This is a genomic window from Bradyrhizobium sp. Kon69 (assembly GCF_055807515.1).
In genome coordinates this window covers 78,224-104,728 of record NZ_JBVVOS010000025.1, presented here as the reverse complement: position 1 = coordinate 104,728, position 26,505 = coordinate 78,224, and the positions used below count along the sequence as shown (strand labels likewise).

Sequence of the window (26,505 nt, the reverse complement as noted above, 5' to 3'; positions counted from 1 at the left end):
CGTCTCAGGTCTCCTCGCCGTGGAGCTGCGCGCGAAAGGCGCGCGGTGACACGCCCGTGGCGGCGGCGTAGACCCGGCTGAAATAGGCGGGGTCCTCGAAGCCAAGCGCATAGGCGATCGTCGAGACCGGCAAATTGGTGTAGACGAGGTTGCGCCGCGCCTCGCGGATCAGCCGGTTGAGGATCAGGTGCGAGGCGGTGTCGCCGGTTGCTGACCGCGTCACCCGGTTGAGATGGGTCGGCGTGATCGACAGCGCACCCGCATAGTCCGCAACGCTCCAGCGTTCCAGATGATGCTGTTCCAGCAGCGCCTCGAAGCGACGGAATAGTCCGCTTTCAGCCGTGCCGTTGCCACCGCCCTCGCCGGTGAGCGCACGAGCCACCAGCCCAATCATGGCCGCCGACAGTGCACGCAGCACATGCGCTCGGCCGAAATCGCGCGCGGCGTGTTCGGCAAAGATCTGCTTCATGGTGATCCGGATCTGCGGCGTGCCGCGTATCACGGCCGAGCGCGACAAGGCACCCCGCAGTCCTTCGGAGGCGAGCAGCGCTTCGTCCAATATTTCCGCGGCGATGGTCAGCACCCAGCCCTGGGTATCAGGCACGAAACGGAAGCCGTGGACGTGGCCGACAGGCACGTTGACGATTTGCATCGGCTTCAGCTGCATCACGCGCCCGTCAAGCGTGGCTTCGCCGCCGCCGCGCTCGATCAGCAGCACCTGGTGCAGCCGGGCATGGCGGTGCACGGCCAACGTCCAGTCGTGCAGCACCGAGCGCGAGGCAATCGTCTCGCAATGCACGACATCGGGCAGATCGCCGGACTCGCCGAACAGATTGTAGACCCGGATCGCCGGGGCGGGGGCTGCGCTTCTCATGTTCGAATAGTACAAGACAAAGACGAAAGTCTCCATCGGTCAGCGGCGCTGAATCTGCAAGAAAGTGCAGAGGAGGATGCAAAAATGAAAGTTCAGGTCTGTATCATCGGCGGCGGGCCGTCCGGGCTGCTGTTGTCCCAGCTCCTGCACCTCAAGGGCATCGACACGGTCGTGCTGGAAAAATACAGCCGCGACCACGTGCTTGCCCGGATCCGTGCCGGCGTGCTCGAGCACGGCTTCGCCAGGCTAATGCGCGAGGCTCAGTGCGGCGAGCGGATGGACCGCGAGGGTGAGATCCACAAGGGATTCGAGATCGCCCATGACGGCGTGCTCTCACAGATCGACCTTTACAAGCATTCCGGCGGCAATTCGGTGCTGGTCTACGGCCAGACCGAGCTGACGCGCGACCTCTACGAGGCGCGCGACCGCCTCGGCGGCAACGTCGTGCACAACGCCGAGGATGTGACGCCGCATGACCTGACCTCCGACCGGCCTTACGTGACCTATCGTTCGAATGGCGAGACCGTTCGAGTCGATTGCGATTATATCGTCGGCGCCGACGGCTTTCACGGCGTCAGCCGCAAGTCGATCCCGAAGGACGTGCTGCGGGAATACGAGAAGATCTATCCGTTCGGCTGGCTCGGCGTGCTGTCGCGCACGAAACCGGTGTCGCCGGAGCTGATTTACGTGAAGCACGAGCGCGGCTTCGCGCTGTGTTCCTTGCGGTCGCAAGTGCTGAGCCGCTACTACGTCCAGGTGCCGCTCACCGACAAGGTGGAGGACTGGAGCGACGATGCGTTCTGGGCCGAGCTGAAGCGTCGTTTGCCGGACGAGGTCGGCGGCCGCCTGATCACGGGACCGTCCATCGAGAAGAGCATCGCGCCCTTGCGCAGCTTCGTCGCCGAGCCGATGAGCTACGGCCGCCTGTTTCTCGCCGGCGATGCCGCCCACATCGTGCCGCCGACCGGCGCGCGCGGGCTGAACAGCGCCGGCTCAGACATCTATTATCTCTACCACGCCATGCTCGCGCACTATCAGAACGACGATGATTCCGGGCTCCAGGGCTACTCCGCCAAGGCGCTGGCGCGGATCTGGAAGGCGCAACGCTTCTCGTGGTGGATGACGATGCTGCTGCATCGCTTCCCCGACCGGCTCGAATACGAGGACCGGCTCCAGCAGACTGAGCTGGAATATCTCCTTTCGTCCGAGACGGCGCAGCGCCTGCTCGCGGAAAATTATGTGGGGCTGCCGTTCTAGCGTGGAGTGAACCCGAAAAGCGGTGCTACGCTGCACTACTTTCCTTCTAGGATGTTCACCGGAGTCCAATCCGACCCCGGTGGATTTGTAGCGAGCGCAGTCGCGCGCTTGCCAAAAAGCGCTGACGCCGGATCCATTTCCGCCGTTCGCCCGAACGCATCAGCGGCCTTCGCAAACTCCCTTGCCCGCCAGCAGGCCAGCCCTTCCGCGTAAGCCGTGGCCACCTGTTTCTGCCCGGCGCTCTCCGCGCCTTTGTCCGCGAGCGGCTCGAATACCCTGATCGCCTCGCCGCGCCCCAGCACCCGGATCGCATCGAGTTCCCGCCAGGCGAAGCCGTCGCCGGTTTGCGCCATCGTCGATTCCGAGGCCATGATTGCGGTGCCGTAGTATTTGTTGGCGCCTTCGAGCCGCGAAGCGACGTTCACGGTGTCGCTCATCACGGTGTAGTTGAAGCGGCGGCGGGAGCCGATATTGCCGACCACGGCCTCGCCGCTGTTGAGCCCGATGCGATGCGACAGGCCGCGGCCGGCGAAAGCGGCGCTGCCGGCGTTGAGCTCTGCCAGCTTTGCGTGACACTTCAGCGCGGCATGGACCGCGTGGCGCGCATGCGCGGGATCGTCGGCGGGCGCACCGAACATGGCGACGATGGAATCGCCGATATATTTGTCGACATAGCCGCCATGGCTCTCGATGATGTCGGTCATGGCCGACAGATATTCGTTCATCAGCGTCACCAGCTCGCCCGGCGTCATCGTCTCGGCGATGGAGGAGAAGCCGCTCAGGTCGGAGAAGAACATGGTGACGTTGCGCATTTCGCCGCCGAGCGCCGGCATCTTTCCGGAGGCAACCATGGTGTCGATGACTTCGGGGGCGAGATAGAACGCAAAGCTCTTGCGCAGGAAACGCTCGTCACGATCGGCCAGCACGAAACGGTAGCCGATCATCATCGCGAGCGCGGCAAGGCTTGCGAGTGCCGGCTCCGTCAGCGGCAGCGCCAAGGCATAGACGAATGCACCGACGGCCACGGCGGCGTAAACGGCGGTCAGGACGAACCAGGCGATCATCGCGCCGCCGGGCGCGAACATGCAGGCCGCGCAGGCGATGATTGCCGCGAGCGCGATCGTGACAATGGTCCGTGCCGGAAAGCCGAGTTCGCTCACGGCATCGCGCTCGATCAAGTTCCGGACCGCGGTGGCATGCACGAAGACCCCGGCGATGTCGCTGCGGGCCTTTTGCGCGGTGTTCGCCGAGACGGGTAGGGCGCATCGCGGCCCCGGCGTTCCGTCATATCCGCCGGACAGCCGCATCGAGGTGAGCTTGCGATCCTCGAAATTCAGAGCGGTGCCGAGCAGCACGACTTTGCCGCCGAAGGCGCGGCGGAAGAAATCGCGGTCGCCTTTTTCGACGCAGGCTCGCAGATCGGCGAAGGAGAAAGTCGGAATGTCACGGCCCAGTCCTCGAAAATTGAGCGCCAGTGTATTCGGTACCGCGCTCGGAATTGCATAACCGGACAATTCGGACGCGCCGGACGGTGCGATCTCGGGCTTTCCACCCAGCGCGCGCGCGGCGAGCTCGACCGCCATCGTGGGGACCGGCTTACCGTCGATCGAGAAGCTCAGCGGCATCCGCCGGATCACGTCGTCGGTGTCGGTATGGACGTTGAGGGAACGGACAGCGTTCTTCACCGCAAATCGCTGTGCGGGGTAAGGCGCGTCGGGATGATCGTTGCTCAGGATCTCGCCGAGGACCAGCTTGCCGCTGTCGGAAAGCTTCCGCAGGGAGATGAGATAGTCCCGATCGAAGCCTTTCATGCGGCTGCCCAGCGGCGCGTCGCCGAAGGGAATCTCCGACTGCTCGATCGAGCTCGGGAAGATGACGTCGAAGCCGATGACCTTGGCACCGCCATCGTCGATACTCCCGAGCACGCGGCCGATCTCGCGCGTCCAGGTCTGCGTTGGCGATCCCTTGAACGGCGGAGTGTCGTAGGTCTCGCCGTCGATGGCCACGACGACGACGGGTGATGTCGCGGGATCGCGGTGGTCGCCGACGAGCATGCCGCGCAGTGCCGTGAGGATGTCGAGCGACAGGCCCTGCAACGTCTGGAACGGCGGAGACGTGACGACGGCGCCTGCAAGAAGCGCAATCAGGATCGCTGCAACGATGTCCCGTCTGCCGATCCGCCGCATCGCCCCGACGCAGGCCGCCTACTCGAGCCGCAGCAGGCGTCCGACGATCGGCGTCGGCGATGACGTGGCGCTGGCATCGACCTGGAAGGCGTAGCGCTTGGCGCCGAGAATGGCGAGATAGCTGCCGCCCGGCGTCAGCGACTTCCCGACCTTGGCGAAGTCATAGAACTTGCCTCCGACCATCGTGTCGCCCCTGAGCGGCACGCTGATCGTGGGCTCCTTGCCATCGGTGCGTTCGATCACCAGGGTGCTGCCGCTCTTGGCCTGCACCAGCGGCGCGACGCCGTAGAGCGTCGGCAGCTTGGCCGGAGCGCTACCCTTGGCATCCGACCGCATGGTGCGGAAGGTCGTCGCGGCACTCTGGTTCGCCTCGCGCTCAGACAGTTTGGCCGCATTGGTATCGCAGGGCACCTTTTCCCGCTTGACCTCGCCGAGCTGCACGGTGCTCTGCTCGGCGCCGATCAGGACGACGCCTTCGCTGATGATCTCGCGCTGGCAGGATTTGAGATAGCTGAGCGTAATGCTCGCCTTCGGCCCGAGCTTGATGATCTTGCCCGGCGCCACGTAATCCATGAACGCGATGCCGTCGACCTTGCCTTGCACGTCCTCCACGATGGCGGCCGGAGTCTCCGCCAAAGCGGGGGCAGCAAGACAGCACGCGCCGACAACAGCGCCGATCAGGCTTTTCATGGGAAATCTCATCCAATTCGACCGATATTTGCCCGGTCCCCGTCCAGGGGCGATGCTTAGCAGCGAAACGCCAAGGCAAGTGTGACCGGAATCACTCTCAGATATTGGTGCACTCTATCAGGAAGAGGTTCAAACCGGCGACCGGAGAAAACAGTGCGCCGGCAAGCTGTTGGCCGGATGGATAATTTCATTCGGCTGGGACGGCCTCGACCGGGTGGCCCTCCGCTGCACTCTCTATACCTATAATGGGCGCGAGCGTGGCCTCGGTCTTCTGATACGGCGTCGCCTGCTGACCGGCGGCGATCTCGACCACTTCCTCCCTGCGCGACAGGAAGGCTTGTTGTCACGAAGGCTGAGTTGATAGCGGTTATATGCAAGCTGCCAAACGAGGTCGGCACGCCGATCGTCTTTAGCGCGGTATGCAACGAGGTCCAGCTTTCGTGCCCGCTGCGCGGAGGAGCCTGCGCTGCCCGCGTCGCTGCGCGTCGGTAGCAATTTGACTGGCTCGCTTTGCAGGGTGTTAACCGTGGCGGAATGCTCTCCGCGCGGATCATTGTCGCGCCCTAGTATTGGTTGCAAATGGGTTTGAGTTGTACGGCGGATATTTTCATGCTGAGAGACGGCAAATATGCTGCCTGGTTCAGGACCCCGCGCGGTCAGGGCACGGGCGTAGTGCATCTGGCGGAGGGACGAATCTCCGGCAGCGACAGCTTCTTCACCTATGGCGGCTCTTACCGAATCGACGAGCAGCGCTTCACGGCGATTCTGACCACGCGGCGACATGCCGAGGGGCCGCCGACCGTGTTTGGGCTCGACGAGGTCGAGGTCAAGCTCTCGGGCGTGTGCAGCGGTGCGATGGCGACCTGTTCCGGAACGGCCGAGCAGGCCCCCGATTTGACCTTCGAGGCGACGCTGATCTACAGCCAGGACGAGGTGCCGGCCCCCGACACCAGAGGTGCGGTCGTGAAGCTCAATGCCGACAAGCTGCCCAAGGGGCTCGACGGCCGTTCGCGATCGCGCCATCCATTTGCGCCGGGATCGCTTGGCTCAGAACGGAATAGACCATAAGGCCAGATCGACTTCGACGATGTTGTCAGGACTTAAGCGGATGAGCCCGCTGGTGCCAGGCCCAGGCGGTGCGGATCACAGTCGGTAGATCCGAATGTCGCGGCACGAAATTCAGCACTTTTCGCGCTGCGGAGGGATCGGCGACGAGATAGGTGGGATCGCCGGCGCGGCGCGGTTTGACGGTGTGGGGCACCTCGCGCCCGGTCTCCTGCCTGATGGCGGTCAGGATTTCCCGCACCGAAAAGCCGGAGCCGGTGCCCAGATTGAAGCTGCCGCCGGCATGCCCTTGTTCCAGCAGCTTCAGCGCCGCGACATGCGCCGCGGCGAGGTCGGTGACATGGATATAGTCGCGGATCGCGGTGCCATCGGGCGTGTCGTAGTCCTCGCCGAACACGGCAAAATCGACATGGCCCTGTAACGCCATCATGGCGCGCGGAATGAGATGGGTTTCATTGTCACGCAATTCGCCGATGCCGCCGGCAGGATCGGCGCCGCTGGCGTTGAAATAGCGCAGGCAGAACGCGCCGAAGCCGTAAGCGGCGCGGTAATCGGCCAGCATGCGCTCGATCATCCACTTCGATGCGCCATAGGGGTTGATCGGCGCGCAGGGGAAATCTTCCGGCAGTTCCTTGGAATCGGCATTGCCGTAGACGGCGCCGGTCGAGGAGAACACGATACGATGGCAGCCCGCATTGCGCATCGCCTGCAATAGCGACAGCGTGCCCTGCACATTGTTGATGTAGTACTTTTGCGGGTCGGTCATGGACTCGCCGACGAGGCTTGCCGCCGCGAAATGCATGACCGCCGTGATTTTGTGCTCGGCGAAGGCGTGCGCCAGCGTGGCGCCGTCGAGCAGATCGCCTGTTACCAGCGGACCGGCGACGAAGCCGCGATGACCTGTCGACAGATTGTCATAAACGACGGGCTGATAGCCGGCGGCGGTCAGGGCGCGGCAGGCATGCGAGCCGATATAGCCCGCGCCTCCGGTAACGAGGACAGTCGGTCGGTCCGTCATGTGTGCTTACCTCAAAGCGAAATCAACGATTATCCAGGCAACCGCCGCCAGCACCAAATCGGCAGACAGCACGAGCGAGCGTCAGCGATGCGGGACGTTTGCGGAGAAGCCGACCATATGTCGGCCCAAAGCGGTGCCCAACGCGGGAACATGCAGGGTGGCGCCACGGGACACGACATCACTCAAGGAGAGGGCTTCCGAAGTGATCTGTCCCAATGTGATTGCCTCAGTTCAACAGTTGATCGATCGGGTGAGCATAGATCGATCTTCGCTGTATGCAACCCACCGGGGGCTCGGCACGATAGTCCTTCTTCGTTTAGCTCGCATTGACCCTATGGCTGCGAAATGGTCGGCGCGCGCGCGGCGGCAACCGAAGCTTTAAGTACGAAAAATAAGCTGAGGCCGAGTAAAGGAGTGACTGAACATGGCACAGATCTGGATGACTTATGACGAACTCGCCGGGCTGAGTGGCTGCACGCCTGCCGAGGCCAGAATGCTAGCCATCCATTTGTCACTTGACCGCCGCAAAAGCCGCGATGGCGCAACCCGCGTCAAGCTCGATCTGGCGCTGACGGCTAAATTTTTCGCATCTGTCCGGGACGCCGATTTTGATCTGGACGGCGCCATCGAGGCGCTCCAGGCCACCCATCATCAGATGGCAGAACTCCTGACGCCGAACCAGTTCCTGGGCCAGCGCCGCTCGGCTTAGCCCCCGCACGTGATTTCTCAAGCTCCGGGTATAAGGAGCCGAGATCTCGCGATAGTTGTTCCGAATCAGGCGTAAATCTCCATCCGGAATTTCCATTGCGGGCCGGGTTTAATCGCAGCGGGCCGCAGAGCTTGCAGGAGGATGCCATGAGGAACGACAGCGATCGAGGCTACGCGACACTGGTGGGAGCGGCGATGCTGGGGGGCTGATCATCATGACAGCCGCAACGGCGAGCGCAGAACTTGTGAAGTTGCAGGCCGATCTCAAAGGCGGCAATGAAGTGCCTCCGAACAACTCGCCTGGAACAGGCAAGGCCGAGGCGACCTACGAAAGCCTGCCGAAAAGCGCGCCAATTGCGAACGCTACGGCCAGCGTCGGCCAGTAGGCCTCGCGTCGAGAGGATGCCGCGTTCGAGGCGGATGGTCGCATGGAGTGGGAATCGAGTGGAGTTTTTGTCGAGATCGATCGGGACCTGCAAGGCTTTGTCGGGATAGAGCAGGAATTCGCCAAGTTTCTCGCCGTTGCTCAAGGCGAGGATCACTTCGCTATGGACGCGCAACTCGGCGGGCATGATGTCGAACAGGCTGGCGTTGACGCCAAGAATGGCGACCAATGCGGCGTTGCCATTGATGTCTTTGAGCACGCCCAGAGCATCGCCGCCGAATTGCTCGACACGGAAGAGCGAAAGGCTCTTGTCGCGCGCGGGAAGCATATCGCGGCGGTCGATCATCCCTTGTCGAATTCCAGCGTTTCGGAATAGGCCGAACAGATCACCGGGCCATCAGGGTTAACGAGGCGCACATCCTTGATTGCGGAACGCTGGTAGACGTGGAGGCGGATCGCCTGCAGCGTCGCGGGCCCGCAATCGGCAAGGTCGCGCCGCGCAAGTTCGCCCAGGCTCGCGCCGGCAAAATCGATTGCAAATTCGGCGCGACGCAGAACAACCTCAGTCAATTCGTCGAGCTGATGGGCTTGCTGACGCCGGATGATGCTTTCGGCTGCGAAATGCCCGCCCAGCCCGAACGCCATTGTGCTCGCAAGCACGAGCGCCGCAAACACAAAGGTCGGTCGCTGTAGTCTCATCCTGCCCGCGCGGAGATCGAAGGACGCTCCTGCAGATCCTAGTCAGGACGGGCTAAGATAGGGTCTAATTGGGACACCCAAACGCGGCGCGGAACCCAACGGGTCTTGCCCATTTGGCGGGCAGCGGGGGCGGGAGGCGTGGGTAGCCCGGTTTGGGGCAGAGCGGTGCGCTCTTCGGCATCACAAGCCAGGGTGGCGAACCGCGTAGCCCGAGGATGAGCCAAAGTTGCCTTGTTCTACCCACCGATCGGGATGGCTCGGGCCTGTTGCCTCAGGTCGGAGGTCTGGGCAAGAAGGCCAAGATCGTCTGGGCGAGCATGACACCCACGAGACCTCCGGCGACTTTCTGGAGGGCGTCAAGCAGGCCCGGATCCCGGTCGGGTGTGAGCATTTGCATGATCTCCAGCCCTATGGCGACCGCGATAACGAGAGAGCAGGTTAAAGCGAACCGTCCCGGCAGCAGGAACGACAGGAGAAATCCGAGCAGCCCATAAGCGCTGAAGCGCTCGATCACGACGACCCAATAGGCTTCGTGATGCCCCATTAGCGCAGGGCGTCCTGCCAACTTTGCAAAGGTGGCGTAGACAATGAGCGCCAGGCAGATGCACATGGCTGCAATCAAGTGGTTTCGGCGCATGCCGCCAGGGTAGCCGGTTGGCTACCGATCGGGATCAAAAAGCCCAGATATCGTTAAGTTCCTGCTGGCGCTAACGAGGCATCCATGATTCAGGGGCGTTTCAAGGCGCGATCTCTAAAGGACCACACTCACGCTTAAGCAGGTGGGCATAAGAGTAACCTCTCCGGTTCCGTGGCAAGGCAACGAGTTTACTCTGGCTGAAGTTGGCTTTTCTATTCGTCGAGAACAATCGCATAGTTTCTGTTATTTCAGCCGCCGCTTTATCCGATGAGCTCTTTGCCATGCCGAACGTCGACGATCTGCAGATGCTACGTCTGATCAAGGCTTTTCAGAAAATATCCGACCAGGACGTAAGGCGCTTGATCATCCTGTATGCGGAAGAGCAACTCGAGAAGCTACAGGCAAAAGCGAAGCAAAAGCCGCAGTAGACGTACGCCGGCCGGCGAGCCGTCCCTGTGGTTTGCGTCGCAAATTTCCGGTGCTCAGGTGATATCCGTTCGACAACCCGTTGCGCCCCATTGAACGTCTCGACATGGAGCCGACTCGGCTTAAGCCTTTTCCCTGCGGACAATCCACCGGCTCGGCCTGCAACGCCCGCCTTCCCAGATAGATGGACGGGTCCCCGCATCGCTGACGATGCCGTAACTCAGATTGGTTTGGCACCGACGGTCTAAGAGGGCTACGACAAGGTTGTGGTCAAAAGCTTCCGGTAGTTCGAGCCGAAGAGGACACACCGCAATTTTGGGCGAAGCCGAAGCTGCTACGCAGCAAGCCCTTGCGTTGCGGTAACGCGCCATTTTGCGCTGTCCTTGTCGACAGGCCTAATTCTGCCTGATCGTCGGGCTGTCTATTTTCGTTGACCAGCGCGATTTAGATTCCGCTGTAACCCATCGGCGGCGCTTCAGCCGTGATCAATGCGCCCCGAGACACAGGAGCCTTGGTGGCGAAATCCCCGCGGTGGTCATACCGGCGTTGAAGCCGGCGGCACCGGGATGGTCGGCCTCAAAGTGGGGTTGCCATCAGGTCATCGGGGCCAGGTTTAGGCTTGACGTTCCATTTCAGCCCGATTTGGGCATGCGTCGCCAGTCGTCCCTGTTTGCCGCTGTTCCCCCCTCAGCATGTATCAGCGGTGTCGCCGAATGATCGCTTTTCACGCGTCCAGGGTAGGAGCTCGTCCCATTCCAATTTCGCGACACCCCCCGTTACCGACCCAGAACAAAAACGGATTTTTGATAATTTAAAGCGATTCTTTGTCGAACTCTTCGTGTCCTGTGGGAGAGCGAAACACGCCATCAAAGAATCGTTTATTTTTCTAGATGAGTCGTATCGCACGGTAACTCGCTGCGTGTTACCGTGCGATGGCGACAATGTTGATGGCCAATCGTGCTCGAAGATCGGAAAGACACGGCAAAAGGCACAACTCGGGATCAGTCCGCATCCCCTCTGCCATTATCCGGGCGCGACCCAACATACACTTCGTCCAGCGTGGCCAAGCTGCGATGCCAAGCCCGGGTGGTAGGCAGCGTTGAACGATTGCCCCAATTCTAGACCTTCTACCGGCTATCCATGTGCTACGCCGCGTCGGTTGATTGGCTCGACGGTTACGGCCACCGGCGCAAGCGAAATCTTAGAATGCGCGCTGAAGATGCTGTGGTTCAATAGAGCCGCGGCAGGCATGAAAACGTTGGAGCCAACTGCTGTCCGAGCCCGAAGGCGCCAGCATCCGCCTTACCGCATCCCTCGATGACCGATAACGATGCAGGCATCTGGATCTAGGCTCGGCGGAGGCGGCGCACCGTTGCGGCCAAGTAAGCTCGGACGTGCCCCACAGTCATCGATGACATCAGTTCGATGAGTGGGGCGCCTTACGATGCGATTGAGCTCAGCGACAGTTGCGCGAGCGGTGGGCGCTGATCATTGATCTGATATGGGAACATCAAAAGGAACGCCGCCGGGGCGACAAGCTCAGGCGAACCAAACGTCAATCCAAGGCGTTCGCCACCTGTCGCTGCTGCTTGAATAATGCGCGTTCCACGATGGTGCTCGATTGAGTACTATCGCCGCCTGCAATTTTTATTCAGCTAATGGCTCACCCAGCCGTTCCAGCACGGCAAGCCTGTAGGCCGCCTTATCGGCAACCAACGTCTGCATTCTGCGATACATCTCAAGCCGCTTTTGCATTCGCGCAACCAACGGCCGTGATGGCCACGGGACGACGACACCGATTTCCTTCCACGCCGCGCGTCGTTTAGTATAGTGCTTCCTCTCGTTGTTGATGCACAGGTGGCCTACAAGGGCCGCCACCCCGGCATCGCCATACTCGCTTCTCATGTTTTCAATGAATTGCTGGCGCAGGCTGTGCAGGTCATATTGCAGCTTGAACCCGCATTTCTTTGAAGTCACGCGGAGCAGGCGCGCGATTTGACCTTGACGCTCGGCGAATTTTCCCTCGACTGCCCATTCGCTTGCGTTATAGATCATGTGCTGGATGTTTGTCACAGCGGCTTCGCTGAACTTCGAAATCTCGAGGGTGCGGTGGGTAAGCCACTCCTCCTCCACATGGCCCATTATCACGTGAAGCCAAACCCGCCTGCCGTGAGGCGCGCTGGCGTCGTGGCGTATTTCCAGTGTGGCCAAAGGCCATTCGGTCGGATGCAGACCGGTACTAATGCCGGCATCGAGCCAGATTTCGAGCCAGCGTGCCGGTTTGCTGTTTTGGTCCCCGAGTGCAGTCTTGAGCTTTTCGATCTGGTGCTGTTCGATTTGGTTCGCGCTCTCGCGCTCGCGCGATCCGGATCCAGGCTGAAGATCAGAATACAACCAGGCGAGTGCTTCAGTTATATGTGAAGAGGGGATGGTGTGGATGACAGCGATCGCACCTGCACGATTCATTCTCCACGTGCTGTCGTCCCAGAAGGGCTTCCTGGCCAAAAGCCAATTTGCGAAGTCACGCGGATCCACGTCCTCGAATGCCATCCCGGACGCTTCAGTACGGACGTACTTGGCTGCCAGCCTGCGCCCACACCTCTCGTAAAGCTCTTTTGTTTCCTGGCTCGCGACGGCCAGAGGGGCGTCCGGGTCCTTCTGGTGCTTGTTGCGCCATTGAGTGCGATATCCTTCGGCTTGCCCGACGAGCCCGGACAAGACAGGGTCAAAGGAGGCGTAGTCCGGTCCCCTTGGCCCATCGAGCGAAGCTGCGATCTCTGCGGTCCAAGATTGACCATCGTCGAATTGCTCTCCCGGGCGGCCAACCTGCGGGTCGCCATCAGGCAATTGAATGCCCAAGGAGGCTTCCGCGTCTATTCTGTGAGGGGCCTGTTGAGCCTGCGGAGCCGGGTTGTCAGCCTTAGCCGCCCTGATCGAGGCCGGGTAGCTGGCTCCGATGTCTGGGTCTCCGGCTGTCGAACCATTATGCGTCTTGGTTTCGCTGCGGGCCTTCGCCTGGCGAAATCCAAGCTTCCGTCGAAGCGGGGCGACGGCCCTGGGCCGTTTATCGTCTCGATCTGTCATTGTTTTACCCGCCGCATGTGTCGGCGTAGAAGCCGCGGCTGACGACTTTTCCGGTCTTAGGGCGTGCGCGCATGAGCTCGTCCTTTCCTCCAATCCGATGGGCAACCCGTTCAGAAAAAAACGGAAATGAGTCATAATATAACGCCTCTTTAGTGAATTCGGGAAGAGAAATTTTGTCTAAGAGTCGTTTATTTTCTCAATAGAGTCGTATCGCACGGTAAGTTGCCGCGAGATACCGTGTCATCTTGAAAGCCGCTCGATTGCCGGGCTCCTTTTGGAGGGCGCAGCTCGCTAAACCGGTTGAAGCGATTGCGAAGCGGCAGCATGGGTGCATGACAGAGACCGAGGCGACGGCCAAGGCATCGATGTGCGCCGTTCGCCGGCTGCGCGAACCGCCTGGCGGCTGCGATCGACGTTACTGCCGGCAAGAATTCAGGCCAGAAGCTCAAACATGACGCCGGTCGCACCAACGGACGGAGCGACGATGGCCCTCCACGGCCGGCGCGATCATCGCGCGTCTGAAGCTGGAGTTGAGCTGAATGATGCGCCGCCGCGTGCGCCAAGCCGGCCGACGCCAATGTCGCGAGGGCAACCGGCCGCTTCGCATTGAGAATGAGCAGGCCGCGGTCTGACCTCTGACGACGGGCGCATGTCGGGGCCCCTTTGGCGCCGGATTCGCGATGCTCGAAGCCGTCACGATCAAGACCATCGATATCGCCTCCGGGCCAGACCCAAAGACGGGTGAACGCGTGAATGGGGGCTCTTTCCGGAAGAGCCGAGCGCCATTGCGTACGGAATCTGCGGCTCGGCCCGGTTGGACATCCTGGCGAAGCGTCCGTCAGAGCGCCGCCAAATGTCATCTGGGCAGGTGTTGGGCGGCGTGGCCGCCGGGCGATCGTCGACGCCGTCCTGTCGGTCAATATGCCCATGGCTTTCGGGGACGAGGTCCGTCTCTCGGGGCGGGACCGGGCGCAGGGCGCTCGAAATAGCCGTTCGTCGAAAGTGAATGATATAATAGGCAACAAATGGTAACTCATGTTGCTAAAGCAAAAATATATCGTTATATATGTGTTGGGAGGTAAAATACCCCGGCTGACTGTCGAGGTCCGGCAGCAGGAGGATGATCAACAGAAAGTGTCATGATGCGGTTCTTCACGTCGGTGTTCGCAGCCTTCCGGGCAGTCGTTGCGGCGCTTTGGGCGCTCGTGCTGCTGCCTGGCCGCCTTCTGGGCGTGCTCTTCGGCGTCGCGCCGGACCATGACGAGATTCCGCCGATCGCTCCGGCCGAAGATCTGGAGAAGGTCGCGGAAGCAGAGGTTAGTGCTTCGGGCCCCGATCATTTGGCGGCGGCTGTTGTACTCGGATGGTGCGCGCAGAGCATCATCGATGGCCGGCCGGCCTTACTGCCGCTCGACGCGCCGATGGAAATTTCTCGATGGCTGCGTGGCCTGACCCGCCAGGAATGCTCGATTATCGTCCATTCCAAAAAGTCCAATATCGAAAGTCATTTGATTGGACGTCACCGGCTTCCCGGCGTCAGGGACGTCCGGCCCTTGATGCCGCAGCAATGGACGGCGGGGCCCAACACGGGCCCCGCGGCCGACCTCATCGCCGACGAAGAATCTCCCGAGCCCGCATCGCCTTCAACTCGGCCGTGAGGGCGATCATTTCCGACTGCATTTCCAGCATCCGGCGGTTCGAGACCTGCACCTCTCTGTAGAGGCGGGCCCGCTTCTGCTCGCTGAACTCGATGCCGTCGACCAGGGCCTGTCGGTCCCAGCGCGCAAAGTTTGCCGCGCGGGCGTTTTGGATCGCGGCGGCGAACGCCGCCGCGATGGTCGCCGCGCCGCCGACCGCTCCCACGGTGAAGGCGCGGGCGTCAAAGCCGGTAAGTGGGTCGCGAGTGCTCATCTTCTGTCCTCCGTTTGGTAACAAATTAGATGTTGCATCATTATATCCTAAGTATTACAATCTCGTTTCATCGCCGTCGACAGTTCTTAACAATCGATCCAAAGGACGAAGCATGCGTATCCGCCTCGGCTCCGACTTCCACGACGATCTCGCAGGTAACGGCATGGATCGCCTCGCGGTCGTCGATGCGGATGTCACGGTCATCGCCGGCGACGTCATGGCCCCTGGGCACCTTGCAATCCGCCGGCTGCGCGAATTGCTGCCCGACGCGCGAAATCTGGTCTACGTGCCCGGCAACCATGATTTTTACTCGCACGCGGATAGGCACCACCCCGAACTACGGACGACCTACGAAGCCCAGCGCTACGAGCTTATGCCGCGTGCCGCCGAAGAGAATGACGTCATCTTGCTGGATGACGCGGCTGTCGAGATCGACGGCGTCCGGTTCATCGGCGGCACGCTTTGGACCGACTTTTGCGCGCGGCCGGGCTACGTCTCCTTCGACGAGGCGGTTCGCGCGGCGTCGAAGGCAATGAACGACTATCGATTGATCAAGAGGTTGCCCGGCCGTTCGCGTGACAGGTTGCGAGCGCGCGACACGATCGACGCTCACAAGGCCACTCGGAAATTCCTGCAGGAAACTTTGGCCCAGCCCTTCGATGGAGAGACCGTGGTGGTGACGCATCATGCCCCTTCTTATCGTTCGTTGCTGGGCTGGGGGCCCGATCGTCCGCTCCTGTTCAATGATCTCGACTGGTGCTACGGATCCGACCTGGAAGCCCTGATGCAAGGCGATGGAGCGCCGGCGCTCTGGCTGCATGGTCATGTTCACACCAATCGCGATTATCAGGTCGGACCCGTGCGCGTGGTCGCTAATCCGCGTGGTTATCCTTTGCGGCCGGGCGTGCGCGAGAACCCCGACTTCAATGCCGACCTCGTCCTCGAGCTGGAGTCGCGCTTGGCCCCAACGATGAAGATCTGATGCGCCGTCGGAGCCGGGATCGCCGCGGATGGGTCTTGTTCGGGGCGAAGGGGGGCGGACCGACTGCGTCCGCGAATGAGCGCCGGGGTCTGGCGGGACGTGGTGGTGGCCGTTCGGAAGGCATTGTTCGAGCCATCGGCGCCGATGAGAGTTGCGCGTTCGCCTCGCCACCCGATCCCGCAGCTATGCTGCACGACGCTGCGGCATTTCTGGTTGCCTCGAAACCCGCTTTCGAATCGCTGAAATTAGCGTAGTCTCCGGCAGTCGCCTCGTTTAATGTTATAGCATTAAATGGCGGCAGATAGAGGGTGAGCCGAAACTTGAAGGACGCTGCAAAAAAAAGAGCTCGGGGGCGTCCTTTCGGCGATCCCGACGCCAGACGCTCCTATCGGTTCGTGATGCGCATGAACCCGGATTTGGCGGATGTGCTGGATCTGCTCGCTGACGAAAGTGGTCTTTCCAGATCACTCTTTGTGGAACGGGTCCTCATTTCGTTTGTGAATCAGGATCCCAGGATTCAGCTCAACCACATTGGCCGCAAGGTCGATACCATGCCGACCGGGCCAGCACCACCGGGCTCGCTCGCGAGTTTCGGTGCGCAGTGGCGTCGCTGGCACGCCATGAAGCATGATGTGCTTGGGGAGGACGCCCCGACCGCCTACGGTGCCGCAGAGCCGTCTTTTGACGATTTTGGGCGTGACGCGCGCGGTCATGGCCACCGGCAGGAGCAGCGTCCGCCTGTGCCGGACCATCTCACGCACAAGGCGGCCGACAAGATAATTCCTCACAAGGGTGGACGGCGAAAGGCCCCGAAGTGAGTCCTGAATCGTCCGTCGAGAAGCCACGATCGCTCGGTCATTCGACTGCGCCTCGATAAGACGCTCTTGCTTCCGCTTTGTGATCCGCAATGCTCCAATCGCGGACTTTGAGCGCGCTGTCGGAAGCGGGCTGCATCATCCCGGCAGATGATCGGGCCCTTCGGGCTTTTGTTGCTCAGCCCTGCTTCGGCTTCTTCGACCCAAGCGAAAGACCCAGGCGCAATGCCATGCGCTTGATTGCATCAGGTGTCCGGCCGAGCTGTTTCGCGGCTTCTTCCAAAGAGACTGAAGACTTGGCCAGTTCCATCAACTTGCGGTCTTCCTTGAACGACCAGGGCTTGCGCGCCATACTCAAAGAATCCTCATTCACAAAATAAGACGAAAAAGCCGCCAAGCGACCCAGATTCGCTCGACGGCTTTGCTTGGGTGGGGCCAGGCCTTGGGGAAGCCCGGTGCGAAAATGAATATGCGATCGGCGAAATCTCGCAAGCAACACCGTGTATTAAGCTAACCGCTCAACCTTACCTGCAGCGTGCGCGTCGCGTTCGTCCGTGGATATACGGATGTGGATCCCGAAGCGAATGACGACAAAAGTCGAGGTTCGTCGAGCGTCCTGCATCTGACTTCGACGGAGCCAAACGGCTGGCGCGTTTATGCCGCGGGCCTCGATGCAATCTCCATGGACGAGCCGCGTGGTACGGAGCCGTCGGAGCAGTTGCATGGTCTGCGACAATCGGCGCTGGAAGCGCGAGGAAAGCCGCGCTAGGTAGTGCTTCCCGCAACGGCAGTAATTGGCCGCCGCCTTTTCTGCGGCTCCAGGGCAAACGGCGGCGTTCATTCCGCGTCATCGACCCGGCCAATCGAGTGGAATGAGAGCGCGCGATCGAAGGGAACGCGAGACAGGCGGAAATGTGAGGCGCGTCGATGCGCAGGATCGTGAGTGAACGAGCTCTGACGTTACCGACGCATGCAGGAGCGCCGGTGTCCCTCGTTGTGGCCGCCGGGCCCGTCAACTCTTTCTGTTAACGCTTGGCTCTGGCGGTACGGCTTCCAAGTTACCTTGAGTGATCACCACGCTTGCAGCAGCTTCGCCGGACGCCTAATAATTCTGCATATTGTCAGTTTAGTACGGCTTCGATCATTTGAAGTGCTGGTCACGTTGGGTCGTGTGGTTCGTCAAGGCGAATTCTGGGCCCGAGTTTTTGGAAGCCGGTGCCTTGAGGAGCCAAAATGCTGGTTCATTGGAACGCTGGACCGCGACGGTATTTTGTCAATGCTGATGGACATCGCGTCCTCATCGGCCTCTCGCGCGCGGAAACCGCAGAATTCGAAATGCTCGACGATCCTCCGTCGCGGGCGGAGGAAGGGAGCGCGATAGGTGGCAGCGGTTCGACCTGCGTGAACGTCGATCGATGGTCGGAACTCTATACCAAGCATGAAGATGCCTGGCGCATCTGGATCGCGCGAAGCCGCACTGAAGCGGTTTCCAGTTTAGCCCTTTTTTAACCATGGCGGGTCGATCCTTGGGCCCAAGGGCACAAACAGGATATGCCAGATGTTCCATCGTCTTCTGAAAGCCCGAACGAACAATCCGCTCGCGCAGAACAAGCGCTTCCAAGCGCGTTCGGCCGAACGTGATGCGCAGACCGATCGCGAGCGTGTTGCTTCGATCATGACGGCGATTGACGTCGCTCTGCAGGCTGCCGAAAACGAGCAAGCGGGGCTGAGCAGTCGCGTGGAAGATGCGCTCGCGCGTGCGGCCGTGACCTTCGGCAATGGCGACGATGAATATCTAGAGCGGGAAGCGCTGGACAATCATCATCAGGACCTTTTTGGCGCCGAAATCTCCAATGGTCAGAGGCGGCTCAAGGAACTTGACGCGTCCGTCTCGCATTTGAAATTCGTCAGATCCGCAATGCTGACGCGTTTTCCCGGCTATTTCAGCCAGTCGGGCAGTTGACCGCTCGTCGTCCTGATCAAAGCGTCGTTTTCATTGCTCGCTTTCGGGCAGCAGTGTAAATTGCAGGCCTCCCGCTCTTGCGATTGCTGATCCTAGGCGTTTGTCCGACTGGTGGCTGAAACCGGTGATGACCGCCTCTGCGCGCGGAGCCAAGCTCGGGCCGACGACATGTTTTTTCGCCACTGGGTGCAAGTTGGGACGACAACTCTGTCGTTTGCGGTGAGCGCGACGGCGTGTCTTGCAGAACAACCGGCCGGGTCGGCGACGGAGGAGCCAGTGGGCGAGACGTCGACTGAAATGTCGCGTGAAGAATGGAAGATACAGATCGAGGAAGCTCGTAGACGGATTGCCGCCGAACGTCGCGAGCGACGCCTCGGGTTACGAGCTCCCGCCGAACAGGATCTGGCGAAAATAGCCGCAGAGCGCGCCCTGGAGCGAGCCATGAACGACACGACGCTGGAGCCGGGCGACATCGTGTCGACGAGCAAAGGATTTCTCGTCTTTAAACGGCGAACGGGTCCTGAGGGAGAGTGGAACGAATTCGTTCCACTCAGTCCGCGCTGACGCGCGGGCTTCGACCGAGATAACGCCATCCGAGCCGGATCTCTTGCACTCCAGCAGCCAGTGAATAGAGGAAGGCCGTCGGGGAGCGCTCCCCGGGTGGCCGTCACCGTGTTTGGTCCACTGAGCTCTGCGAAGGCCGAGCGCCCGCGGACTCGGTCGACCAAACGCGTCGTGAAAGGCGGCACCATCAACCGGTGATGCCGTGCACTCGCAAGTTATTCTCGCTTGAGGGCGGCTGCGCCTTTCGCGTGGAGCGGCTTAATCGATCCTGCGGCTGCTTACGAGCGTTCTGAAGGTTTTGTCGGCAAACTTGGGACCGCAATGCACCAGGGCAGGGGCTGCGCGACCGGGTTCCTCTCACCGCGCATACGACGATTGCTTGGAATCTTGATCAATCTTCGGAGAGATCGTACCTTCTCGTGCGGGCAATTCTTCGCCGCTGCATGGAAATAAGTGCACGAATGGCGTAGCCGACAAACACGCCAGCGACGAAGGCGGACCACAGGAAAGCGATTGGATAAGTGGCGATTAAATACGTCATGGCCTCGCGCCGAAAAAAATGCACTCGGCCAGAATGAGCACGCCAATCCTAACCGTGATTTAATCGGCTCACAGGAACGGAAGTTTGGACCGGGACCAATCGTCGCAAACGTCGCGTGGGGGAAATGTCCGGTCCTGCGATCTTTCCTATCGTGGGAAAGTCGCCATTGGCTGGCCCAGGCAGCCTAGGTCGGCGGGCGCCGCAATTGCCTCGAAAAACTCGGTCGAACCATCAAGGACGTACGGCATTGCGACATCGCTCCTTAGCGACGAGATCAAATGGTCGACATCAAATATTTTTGGAGGAGTCCGTTCCGCGAGCCTCCGAAATCAAAAATTCCTCGAGATGCGCCCCAGCCTGGAGCTTGGCAGCTATCCAGCGCGGTTGCCTCCCCCGTCCTGACCATACCTCGTTCGGATTATTCGGGTTTCGATATTTGGGCAGCACGGCGGGATATGGGCGGCGCTCGCGATCGGGTCGCCAGGCCTCGTTGGTTTCTTCAATCGCGCGAAGCCTTTGCTCAAGCTTGAACTTTTCCGCCTCGATCATCCGAGCAAGCTTCTTCGTCAACTCCTGATGAATAATCCATAGCTCATCGACGGACATCGATTGAAAGTCACATACCTCCATGGCGAACCCCTTAATCCGGTGATTCGCAAATCATGGGATAAGAAGTCGCGCGGCGAGGGAATATATCGCTCTACCCACAGGTATTTACTATGTGCGCCGCAGCGCCTGAGCGGTACTCAGGGAAGTTTCTATGCAATCAGCCGTACGAAATCCGCAGGAGCCGCGACGGCGGGAGTTGTTCGACTTCTAAGCAAGTGAAGCGCATGGAAAAGGGAGGCTCTCGCCTCATCCGCTACAGCGATAAGCCGTAGCGGCGCGCGTCGGAAACGCCCGGAGACCGACAAGTCCCATCGCCCGTGACGGCCCTGGAGTACGCGAGGTTCCAGATTTAAGCTTTTGCGTAGGCGTCAATCTTAATAAGCGGGATGGCTTGCCGCCTTATGCAATTCCGGCCATCTATCAACTATTGGCAAACGTCTTTAGCGACCTTCCGCAACTCAACTACTTGCGTCAATTGGGCAGGCAACAAGTTCATGATCAGATATTCTTCGAGCTGTGTAACGAACTATCGCGCGCCAGAAACTCAATCCGCGCAAGATTCTCTCGAAATACAATATCGAGAATTGTTGAAATTGAGAGAGCGTGTCGAGAACGCCGAGACGGAGTTGCGCTCAAAGCTGCTCGACAAGGGCTCGCTTCGCAAAATCAACTAGAGCGCGGAATCATCTGTGGTGGCCCGTCGCGATCCAGCTGAATTGCGATGGGTCTTGACGACGAACCGTCGGATCTGGCGTCCGAGCAGTCGGCGCTGGAATGCCGCGTCGAATCTCCAGGGCCGCAACTGGATGGTTGTTGCGTGCTCTGGCGGACCTCGCTGATCACTAAGAGATATTGAGGGCTTCCCCACGTGTGGGCCGCACATCGGAAGAAAGCTGCCGCGCGACCAGATACTATCCGCTGTTGTTCGGCGACAGGAAGGACCCGGATACTTGCGAACTCGGGTGCCTTGCTCAAAGGCACTGGCGCGGACGGCTTGGCCGAGATTGTTCGGGCGATGTGCGAAGACTTCATCCGGGACGGCGTCTCCGATCTGTTACACGTTCGCGACGGCAAGGTGTCCTTTCGAGGTCAAAGGCGAAAGCGGACGCTATGCGCCGCAATCAACTGAGCCGTCTGCGCCAAATGGAGTGCGCCGGCATCACGGCCGAGATTTGCTGTGTGGACTAGGGTTCGAGCCGAAATAGGACCACCTGGTCGTAGATTTGAAACCGTGGGGGCCGGCCGTCCGGTGATAGGATCAGCGAAAGCGGCGCGGTCAGGATCCGCTACTGTCGGTTGACGATGAGTGGCAGTCGCCGTCAACCCGTAGCGGCCGATCCCTATCTCTTCGCCGCACTTCGACTATGGCTTCCTTTCGGTCGAGTACGGCTGAACGGCGCTTCCGCTTTCCGAAGCTCCGCACTTGCGCGGGAATGCGGCCTCGACAGCCGCCACTGATGGCCTGGTGAATCGTGTCCGTCGCTTGCCGGTAGGTTGGCCGTGAGTGACCGTGTGATTCTCGCGATTTTCGCGTTACAATTGCGGATTAAGTAGTTACAGCACCGGAGTTTCGCGATTCACTTCTATTCGTTCGTGGGATAAAATAAGAGTATAGCGTTACTAATGAAGATTATGGTGTTACAGTGAAGGAACAGGTTTCTGGCAAAAACTCCTCGAGTCCATGACTTTAGGCGCGCCCCTGAAATTGAATAATTCGATTATGGCGTTACACTACGACGCAAGACCAGGGGGGAGCCGCGGATGTGCCCATGGCCACTGTCTCGAATTTGTAGCGAGCGACCGGCCTTGGCGATCCGACGGAGAACTTTTTCGAGGTCCATCGAACCGGATTAACGCGTTACTTTTCGAGATTAACGCGTGACAGTTTAGGGGAAGTAACGGGGGGCCCCGGCGATTCCTTGCCTACTAAGGTCCCTACAATGCCGGAAGGGGACACCGGCTGAGAGGCGCTTAGGCTGCTCAATCACCCCCGCCCAACGCGATTGTAGAGGCGATCGGCCGCAGCCCCAGGCTGGTCGAGGTCCAGTTTGAAGACGACTGCTGATTGCTAACAAGTAGCGCGGCTGATCGCCTCCTAAATCGACTGCAAGCTCACGAAGGTGAGGTCCGGCAATGCCCTTCCGATCATCTTGCGCACTGTCGGCGCCAATGGGGCCGACCAACGGAATCTTCGCCTTGGACCGCGCACCGATGGGGGTGCTGCGTGCGATCGCCCTGTTCTCTCGGCACAAACCGTCGCCAATGAAATTCATGGTTAGGGCGGCGACCCGGTGCGGCTCAGACCGCTGCTTCAATCGCTCGAAACGTGATGTTGGCGTGTCCCACGTTGAGTGCGGCCCCTGACCGCGTCGGCTTTTCAATCCAAGCGAGAAGTTCGATTGCGTTCGGCTCCTGTGTAGCGAGCGAACCCGCGACGTAACTCCAGTTGGAAAGCATTCTGTTGTTGATCATAATAGGTCCACGGATGACGTACCTGTCTGGCTTGAGAAACCTCGTGCCAACGAACTCAAGTTTGAGCATCAACCGGATGTCCTGATATTCGTGAGGTGTTAGGGCGAGCGTGGCGACGACGGTTCCCATTGCCTTAACCTGGACATACGCCGGGAACGGCAGGGGGGCGTACCAGCCGGACAACTCGATTAGGATCGCATCGCCTCTACAGATCGAGGGATCGGGCGGAATGGTCATCACGAGCTCCGGTGTTGCTACAGGGCTCGACCAAGGCGACTCGGACAACCGCCTTATTGTGGGCAATCGGCCAAAAGTTCGCGCGCAGGCAACAAACCGACTTTGGTCCAGCAGGGCTTGCGACGCTATGTGAGTATAATCGCAATTCCGTAGAACGACGCCATGAAACTGATAGGGCTTGTCTGGAGGTGGATCCATCGTTACGCATCCGGGCCCACTGACGCCGTCGAGCATAACATTCCTTTGAACGCCCTTGTAGAACCATATCAAATTGTGCTCGCTCCGGTCTGTCGCGCCACGCAGCGAGCAATGACTTATCGTTACGTTTTGAACTTCTCCATCGTTGTGATCGTTATGCAGAACAAAGCCGTGGTGAAATCCGTTCGCAGGATCGAGTGTTTCGATCGAGGTATTGGCAAGCGTTAACCCCAGATGGCCGAGCTGATATTCGCCCGGATCGGGTACGAAATAGTCGAGGACTTTGTCGATTGATTTTGCCGTGACCTCGATGTTCTCCAGCCGGTGGCCTCCGCTCATGATCTGCAACACCATGCCAACGTCGAGACCGGCGGCGGCCACCCGAATGTTTCGTATCAACGTTCGTCGTGAGAATTCCTGGCAGTAGAACAGAGGAAACTGCGTTCCAGGCTTCGAAGAGCCTGCCATGTAAACGTCGATGTCGTGAAAATTGGCGCGTACGGAGCCGGTTTCGACCTCGAACAAAGAGGCTGACGTTCCAGCTGCATTCCACAGAACCGTGGCGTTAATATCGTGTGCGGCGCTTCGCGTGAAAGCATTGAAGCAAGCGACGGCATAGCCACGGGTCCAGCAGTTTCGAATGACGCTCTTGTAGCTTCCCTGGATGAAGAACGGATATCCATTGTCACACTCGATCCGCAAATCATGGATGCTGTAACCTTGCGCGATGTGCTTCGTGACGTTCGCCACGATCAAGCCCCTCCAGCCGTCATCGACCGGATCCTCGAGCAAGAGGCGTCGTCCGTCGACGCCGACGACACGGTTCATCTCCACGTAATAGGGTAGGATGTCGCCGGGTGTGACGATCGCATTGACCGAGCGTGCAATGACGATATCGCCTGGCTTGAAGCTCACCGCATCGCGAGCATCCCGCAGATCAATGAATTGATCGCCGGCCACAATGTCACTGATCGGCATGTATTTGTAGGAGTCGTACGCCGTCCGTCCGAAGGCAGCATCTTCTGGGCTGATGAAGGCGGCGTTCGATCCAATGATGACTGAGCTGTGCCCGTCTCCGTAGTATTCGACATTGCTGCGAACTGTGATGTTTTTAGCGATTTCGGGGAGGCGATATCGGCCGGTCGGGAAATAAAGTCGGCCGCCGCCAAGGCGCTCCAAATAGAGCCCGGCCGTCTCGATGGCTGCCCAATCGTTAGCCAGACCGTTCCCGACCGCACCGAAATCGCGTCGGACATCGACCTGATGTGTCGGGCTCGTGCCCGATGCGCGCGGTGGCGATTGAGCGATTGCATCGGAGGCGGCCAATAGCGAAGCCGGGCCACCGGCCAGTAAATCTCGCCGCCGCATTTGATGTCCGATGTCCCTGGTTTTAGCCGCCCGCGGACTGCGGCCGACCACGCGAAACTGTCAAATGCGTTTCGACAAATCAAGCTAGGAGCGGCCTGTCTATCCATCACACCACTGCCACTTGTCGCGTAAGAGGAGCTGTCTCCTGCAACTTGTGGGCGCTTCTTTTTGGGTTCCAATATGTTAACTTTATACCCTTACGGTTAGCGCATTGGCCCTGAGGGTTGATCGCCGCAGCGCTGGTGCTGCACCATCTCGAAGCTGCAGGCTCGATGACCTTCGAAATCGATGAAGAAGCATTCGAGACAGGAAATATTCGTCAAGCTTAACCAGGCGGATGCGCTGGCTCAGGCAGGCAATTCCCAGGTCCAAATCAGCAAGGCGCTCGGTGTCAGTGTGATGACCCTGCATCGTTGGCGCAGGCTTCCGCGCCGGCCCGGGGAGTTCCGAAGCGGCGAGGGCGCTGTCCAAATGGAGGCTTTGGGACCGGAAGGACAGCCAAGTGCGGCGCATGTGCATCGCCTGGTTGAAGAGCTAACCCTCGAGAACGGACGGCTCCGCAAGATCGTTACCGATCTATTGCTTGAGAAGTTGCAGCTGGAAGCGGCGTCCTCCCCGGGGATCGCTCATAAGGACGAGCGCGACAGCTGATCGGCCTCCGCCTCTCGGCTTTGGTTAAGAGCTCCTGGTCCAGACTTGCATAATTTGAGGCAAGTCCGACCGTCCAGCCAAACGCGTTTCTAAATTGTCGCTGTTATTGCTGCCTCAAGGATCACGATGCTTGGGGAGTACGGGATGTTGCGCAAATTCTGGATCTGCTTCGCGTTGCTTTTTGCCTCTGTTTTGTCCGTTCAGGATACGCGAGCAGCAATGATCGGTGCACCGATCAATCTCAAATATCAGTTTGAGCGGATTAAACTCGCCGGCGCTGTCCTGCCGCCGATGGCGCATATCAATTTCTGCCTTCGCTATCCCTCGGATTGCAAGACGGGCAAGCAACTCTTGTTCCGGGGCGGCGGTGTGAAACTGACGGCAGAACGCTATGCCGATCTCGTCAAGATCAACTCGGACGTCAATCGATCAATTGCCCCTGTGCGCAACGAACGTGGCGTTGTTGGCGAAGAATGGATCGTGGCGCCTTCGCAGGGGGACTGCAACGACTACGCCGTCACCAAGCGCCACGCGCTGCTCGAACGAGGATGGCCGGCGCGTGCCTTGCTGTTGGCGGAAGTCGTGACCGGCTCGGGTGAGCATCATCTTATTCTCGTGGTCAGGACGCGCTCGGGTGACGTCGTTGTCGACAATCTCAACGCGAATGTCCGGCCGTGGTCAAAGACCAATTATCAGTGGGTCAGGATGCAGTCGCCGCAAAACCCGCAATTTTGGTCAAAGGTTGCGGCTTAAGCCTCGTTTGCGCACCTCCTTGGAGTGTGCGCGCTTCGGGCGTTTGAAGGGGCCGGGTTCAAACAGCGACGCGCCTTACTGCAAAAAAAATTGGCACTTGAGTCCGCCGAGCGGTTCGTGTTGGTGGCGCGCCAGGTGCCTCAATCGTACGAATACCGTCCAGCGTGCCGAGCGATAGAGGCCCGCCGCCCTAGGACAGAGAGGCAGCGTGAAGGCGAACCGGATCTTCGTTAACCGACCGCTAAGGATAAAACCGCAATCCTTGCGCCCCTCGAGCATCCACGCCGGCCTGATTGCTGAATTACGGAAGTGATTTGAGCAAGTTGACTAAATGTTGCGTGGTTGCAACACTCGCCATCAACGTTCCGCGACCAATAATAGTTAGCGATTGCGGTGCTACCCTCCCCCCTCC

The 26,505-nt window shown here is 59.9% G+C and carries 24 protein-coding genes; 12 read left to right on the top strand and 12 right to left on the bottom strand.

All coding sequences use genetic code 11. The features are described 5' to 3' along the window. Positions 1-4 precede the first annotated feature (4 nt). Positions 5-910, bottom strand: a complete 906-nt coding sequence (locus AC0L3U_RS29165; RefSeq protein ID WP_456765866.1) for a helix-turn-helix domain-containing protein — start codon at positions 908-910, stop codon at positions 5-7. Positions 911-958: 48 nt separating this feature from the next. Here AC0L3U_RS29165 and pobA point away from each other — a divergent pair, with 48 nt between their 5' ends. Then, complete coding sequence (gene pobA, locus AC0L3U_RS29160; RefSeq protein ID WP_456765865.1) at positions 959-2,131, top strand: 4-hydroxybenzoate 3-monooxygenase; 1,173 nt, start codon at positions 959-961, stop codon at positions 2,129-2,131. Between the two features lie 35 nt (positions 2,132-2,166). On the opposite strand, the gene AC0L3U_RS29155 is transcribed toward pobA, so the two are convergent. Together AC0L3U_RS29155 and AC0L3U_RS29150 are read right to left on the bottom strand one after the other, a co-directional pair. Beyond that, positions 2,167-4,317: a CHASE2 domain-containing protein gene (locus AC0L3U_RS29155; protein ID WP_473291669.1), complete on the bottom strand. Its 2,151-nt coding sequence runs from the start codon at positions 4,315-4,317 to the stop codon at positions 2,167-2,169. Between the two features lie 18 nt (positions 4,318-4,335). Continuing rightward, positions 4,336-5,007, bottom strand: coding sequence for a hypothetical protein (locus AC0L3U_RS29150; RefSeq protein WP_456765863.1), 672 nt, complete (start codon positions 5,005-5,007; stop codon positions 4,336-4,338). Between the two features lie 609 nt (positions 5,008-5,616). Here AC0L3U_RS29150 and AC0L3U_RS29145 point away from each other — a divergent pair. Next, positions 5,617-6,075: a hypothetical protein gene (locus AC0L3U_RS29145; RefSeq protein ID WP_456765862.1), complete on the top strand. Its 459-nt coding sequence runs from the start codon at positions 5,617-5,619 to the stop codon at positions 6,073-6,075. A 25-nt stretch (positions 6,076-6,100) separates the two neighbouring features. On the opposite strand, the gene galE is transcribed toward AC0L3U_RS29145, so the two are convergent. Then, positions 6,101-7,090, bottom strand: a complete 990-nt coding sequence (gene galE, locus AC0L3U_RS29140; protein ID WP_456765861.1) for a UDP-glucose 4-epimerase GalE — start codon at positions 7,088-7,090, stop codon at positions 6,101-6,103. A gap of 424 nt (positions 7,091-7,514) precedes the next feature. Between galE and AC0L3U_RS29135 the strand changes: the two genes are divergently transcribed. Then, positions 7,515-7,799, top strand: coding sequence for a hypothetical protein (locus tag AC0L3U_RS29135; protein ID WP_473364122.1), 285 nt, complete (start codon positions 7,515-7,517; stop codon positions 7,797-7,799). 169 nt (positions 7,800-7,968) lie between these two features. Here AC0L3U_RS29135 and AC0L3U_RS29130 read toward each other — a convergent pair whose 3' ends face one another. The 3 genes from AC0L3U_RS29130 to AC0L3U_RS29120 form a co-directional block, all read right to left on the bottom strand. Continuing rightward, positions 7,969-8,529, bottom strand: coding sequence for a hypothetical protein (locus AC0L3U_RS29130; protein WP_473364121.1), 561 nt, complete (start codon positions 8,527-8,529; stop codon positions 7,969-7,971). Then, the gene (locus AC0L3U_RS29125; protein WP_456765859.1) at positions 8,526-8,828 is read right to left on the bottom strand and encodes a CSS-motif domain-containing protein; all 303 of its coding nucleotides are present in this window, start codon (positions 8,826-8,828) and stop codon (positions 8,526-8,528) included. The genes AC0L3U_RS29130 and AC0L3U_RS29125 overlap by 4 nt, the downstream gene beginning before the upstream one ends. A gap of 325 nt (positions 8,829-9,153) precedes the next feature. Then, on the bottom strand, positions 9,154-9,519 hold the full coding sequence (locus AC0L3U_RS29120; protein ID WP_456765858.1) for a VanZ family protein: 366 nt from the start codon (positions 9,517-9,519) through the stop codon (positions 9,154-9,156). A gap of 281 nt (positions 9,520-9,800) precedes the next feature. Between AC0L3U_RS29120 and AC0L3U_RS29115 the strand changes: the two genes are divergently transcribed. Continuing rightward, positions 9,801-9,947 (top strand): hypothetical protein, encoded by a 147-nt coding sequence (locus AC0L3U_RS29115; protein WP_456765857.1) that lies wholly within the window; start codon positions 9,801-9,803, stop codon positions 9,945-9,947. A gap of 1,645 nt (positions 9,948-11,592) precedes the next feature. Here AC0L3U_RS29115 and AC0L3U_RS29110 read toward each other — a convergent pair. Further along, positions 11,593-12,804: a hypothetical protein gene (locus AC0L3U_RS29110; protein WP_456765856.1), complete on the bottom strand. Its 1,212-nt coding sequence runs from the start codon at positions 12,802-12,804 to the stop codon at positions 11,593-11,595. 1,364 nt (positions 12,805-14,168) lie between these two features. Here AC0L3U_RS29110 and AC0L3U_RS29105 point away from each other — a divergent pair. Then, positions 14,169-14,687 (top strand): hypothetical protein, encoded by a 519-nt coding sequence (locus AC0L3U_RS29105; RefSeq protein WP_456765855.1) that lies wholly within the window; start codon positions 14,169-14,171, stop codon positions 14,685-14,687. Here AC0L3U_RS29105 and AC0L3U_RS29100 read toward each other — a convergent pair. Beyond that, complete coding sequence (locus AC0L3U_RS29100; RefSeq protein WP_456765854.1) at positions 14,635-14,940, bottom strand: hypothetical protein; 306 nt, start codon at positions 14,938-14,940, stop codon at positions 14,635-14,637. The two genes, AC0L3U_RS29105 and AC0L3U_RS29100, sit on opposite strands and share 53 nt — an antisense overlap. A gap of 112 nt (positions 14,941-15,052) precedes the next feature. On the opposite strand from AC0L3U_RS29100, the gene AC0L3U_RS29095 reads away from it, so the two are divergent. Together AC0L3U_RS29095 and AC0L3U_RS29090 are read left to right on the top strand one after the other, a co-directional pair. Then, positions 15,053-15,922, top strand: a complete 870-nt coding sequence (locus AC0L3U_RS29095) for a metallophosphoesterase (RefSeq protein ID WP_456765853.1) — start codon at positions 15,053-15,055, stop codon at positions 15,920-15,922. Between the two features lie 320 nt (positions 15,923-16,242). After that, a complete protein-coding gene (locus AC0L3U_RS29090) occupies positions 16,243-16,740 on the top strand; it encodes a hypothetical protein (RefSeq protein ID WP_456765852.1) in 498 nt (165 codons plus the stop codon). 175 nt (positions 16,741-16,915) lie between these two features. Here the strand turns inward: AC0L3U_RS29090 and AC0L3U_RS29085 are convergent, their stop codons facing one another. After that, positions 16,916-17,089: a hypothetical protein gene (locus AC0L3U_RS29085; protein ID WP_456765851.1), complete on the bottom strand. Its 174-nt coding sequence runs from the start codon at positions 17,087-17,089 to the stop codon at positions 16,916-16,918. Positions 17,090-17,970: 881 nt separating this feature from the next. Between AC0L3U_RS29085 and AC0L3U_RS29080 the strand changes: the two genes are divergently transcribed. The 3 genes from AC0L3U_RS29080 to AC0L3U_RS29070 all read left to right on the top strand — a co-directional run bounded on the left by AC0L3U_RS29080 (position 17,971) and on the right by AC0L3U_RS29070 (position 19,264). Further along, positions 17,971-18,246 carry a hypothetical protein gene (locus tag AC0L3U_RS29080; protein ID WP_007606566.1) on the top strand — a complete coding sequence of 92 codons (276 nt, stop codon included), beginning with the start codon at positions 17,971-17,973 and terminating at the stop codon, positions 18,244-18,246. Between the two features lie 49 nt (positions 18,247-18,295). Beyond that, complete coding sequence (locus AC0L3U_RS29075) at positions 18,296-18,700, top strand: hypothetical protein (RefSeq protein WP_456765850.1); 405 nt, start codon at positions 18,296-18,298, stop codon at positions 18,698-18,700. A gap of 276 nt (positions 18,701-18,976) precedes the next feature. Then, positions 18,977-19,264: a hypothetical protein gene (locus tag AC0L3U_RS29070; RefSeq protein WP_198287875.1), complete on the top strand. Its 288-nt coding sequence runs from the start codon at positions 18,977-18,979 to the stop codon at positions 19,262-19,264. A gap of 829 nt (positions 19,265-20,093) precedes the next feature. Here the strand turns inward: AC0L3U_RS29070 and AC0L3U_RS29065 are convergent. Both AC0L3U_RS29065 and AC0L3U_RS29060 read right to left on the bottom strand, forming a co-directional pair. Further along, positions 20,094-20,435 carry an H-NS histone family protein gene (locus tag AC0L3U_RS29065; protein ID WP_007606573.1) on the bottom strand — a complete coding sequence of 114 codons (342 nt, stop codon included), beginning with the start codon at positions 20,433-20,435 and terminating at the stop codon, positions 20,094-20,096. A 2,277-nt stretch (positions 20,436-22,712) separates the two neighbouring features. Next, positions 22,713-24,689 (bottom strand): glycosyl hydrolase family 28-related protein, encoded by a 1,977-nt coding sequence (locus AC0L3U_RS29060; protein ID WP_473291697.1) that lies wholly within the window; start codon positions 24,687-24,689, stop codon positions 22,713-22,715. Positions 24,690-24,977: 288 nt separating this feature from the next. On the opposite strand from AC0L3U_RS29060, the gene AC0L3U_RS29055 reads away from it, so the two are divergent. After that, positions 24,978-25,340 (top strand): helix-turn-helix domain-containing protein, encoded by a 363-nt coding sequence (locus AC0L3U_RS29055; RefSeq protein WP_456765848.1) that lies wholly within the window; start codon positions 24,978-24,980, stop codon positions 25,338-25,340. 144 nt (positions 25,341-25,484) lie between these two features. Next, on the top strand, positions 25,485-26,093 hold the full coding sequence (locus AC0L3U_RS29050) for a transglutaminase-like cysteine peptidase (RefSeq protein ID WP_456765847.1): 609 nt from the start codon (positions 25,485-25,487) through the stop codon (positions 26,091-26,093). Positions 26,094-26,505: the final 412 nt, after the last annotated feature.

Coding starts and splice junctions, on each gene's coding strand:
- AC0L3U_RS29165 (WP_456765866.1), bottom strand. CDS start 910: ATGGAGACTTTCGTCTTTGTCTTGTACTATTCGAACATGAGAAGCGCA.
- pobA (WP_456765865.1), top strand. CDS start 959: ATGAAAGTTCAGGTCTGTATCATCGGCGGCGGGCCGTCCGGGCTGCTG.
- AC0L3U_RS29155 (WP_473291669.1), bottom strand. CDS start 4,317: ATGCGGCGGATCGGCAGACGGGACATCGTTGCAGCGATCCTGATTGCG.
- AC0L3U_RS29150 (WP_456765863.1), bottom strand. CDS start 5,007: ATGAAAAGCCTGATCGGCGCTGTTGTCGGCGCGTGCTGTCTTGCTGCC.
- AC0L3U_RS29145 (WP_456765862.1), top strand. CDS start 5,617: ATGCTGAGAGACGGCAAATATGCTGCCTGGTTCAGGACCCCGCGCGGT.
- galE (WP_456765861.1), bottom strand. CDS start 7,090: ATGACGGACCGACCGACTGTCCTCGTTACCGGAGGCGCGGGCTATATC.
- AC0L3U_RS29135 (WP_473364122.1), top strand. CDS start 7,515: ATGGCACAGATCTGGATGACTTATGACGAACTCGCCGGGCTGAGTGGC.
- AC0L3U_RS29130 (WP_473364121.1), bottom strand. CDS start 8,529: ATGATCGACCGCCGCGATATGCTTCCCGCGCGCGACAAGAGCCTTTCG.
- AC0L3U_RS29125 (WP_456765859.1), bottom strand. CDS start 8,828: ATGGCGTTCGGGCTGGGCGGGCATTTCGCAGCCGAAAGCATCATCCGG.
- AC0L3U_RS29120 (WP_456765858.1), bottom strand. CDS start 9,519: ATGCGCCGAAACCACTTGATTGCAGCCATGTGCATCTGCCTGGCGCTC.
- AC0L3U_RS29115 (WP_456765857.1), top strand. CDS start 9,801: ATGCCGAACGTCGACGATCTGCAGATGCTACGTCTGATCAAGGCTTTT.
- AC0L3U_RS29105 (WP_456765855.1), top strand. CDS start 14,169: ATGATGCGGTTCTTCACGTCGGTGTTCGCAGCCTTCCGGGCAGTCGTT.
- AC0L3U_RS29100 (WP_456765854.1), bottom strand. CDS start 14,940: ATGAGCACTCGCGACCCACTTACCGGCTTTGACGCCCGCGCCTTCACC.
- AC0L3U_RS29095 (WP_456765853.1), top strand. CDS start 15,053: ATGCGTATCCGCCTCGGCTCCGACTTCCACGACGATCTCGCAGGTAAC.
- AC0L3U_RS29085 (WP_456765851.1), bottom strand. CDS start 17,089: ATGGCGCGCAAGCCCTGGTCGTTCAAGGAAGACCGCAAGTTGATGGAA.
- AC0L3U_RS29080 (WP_007606566.1), top strand. CDS start 17,971: ATGCTGGTTCATTGGAACGCTGGACCGCGACGGTATTTTGTCAATGCT.
- AC0L3U_RS29075 (WP_456765850.1), top strand. CDS start 18,296: ATGTTCCATCGTCTTCTGAAAGCCCGAACGAACAATCCGCTCGCGCAG.
- AC0L3U_RS29065 (WP_007606573.1), bottom strand. CDS start 20,435: ATGGAGGTATGTGACTTTCAATCGATGTCCGTCGATGAGCTATGGATT.
- AC0L3U_RS29060 (WP_473291697.1), bottom strand. CDS start 24,689: ATGCGGCGGCGAGATTTACTGGCCGGTGGCCCGGCTTCGCTATTGGCC.
- AC0L3U_RS29055 (WP_456765848.1), top strand. CDS start 24,978: ATGAAGAAGCATTCGAGACAGGAAATATTCGTCAAGCTTAACCAGGCG.
- AC0L3U_RS29050 (WP_456765847.1), top strand. CDS start 25,485: ATGTTGCGCAAATTCTGGATCTGCTTCGCGTTGCTTTTTGCCTCTGTT.